This is a genomic window from Mesorhizobium sp. M5C.F.Ca.ET.164.01.1.1 (genome assembly GCF_004792125.1).
Lineage (GTDB): Bacteria > Pseudomonadota > Alphaproteobacteria > Rhizobiales > Rhizobiaceae > Mesorhizobium > Mesorhizobium wenxiniae.
On record NZ_SRTG01000417.1, the window covers coordinates 1 to 313 of the forward strand.

At 65.2% G+C, this 313-nt stretch carries 1 pseudogene; it reads right to left on the reverse strand.

Annotation, left to right across the window (positions count from 1 at the left end):
- Positions 1 to 313 (reverse strand): annotated as a pseudogene (locus tag EN807_RS34080) (aminomethyltransferase family protein); the annotation flags it as partial.

The following is a 313-nucleotide window of genomic DNA, read 5'->3' on the forward strand; positions in this document are numbered from 1 at the left end:
AGCCTGCCGTCGTCCTTCAGCATCGGCGCCAGCGTCATGCGGCCGCGCCTAGGCAGTTTGCAGGCAAGCATGCGGTCGAGCCAGGCGGCCGCGCCCTCGCCCGTCACCTTGTATTTGGCGAAGTTGGAAATTTCCGACAGGCCGACGCCTTCGCGCACCGCCACGACTTCCTTGGCGACATGCTCGAAATCGGTCGAGCGCCGCCAGGAGAACTCATCCTTGACGCCATCCGGCGCGTACCAGAGCGGCACTTCGACCTCGTAGGACACACCCCATTGCGCGCCCTTGGCCGCAAGTGTGTCATAGACCGGCG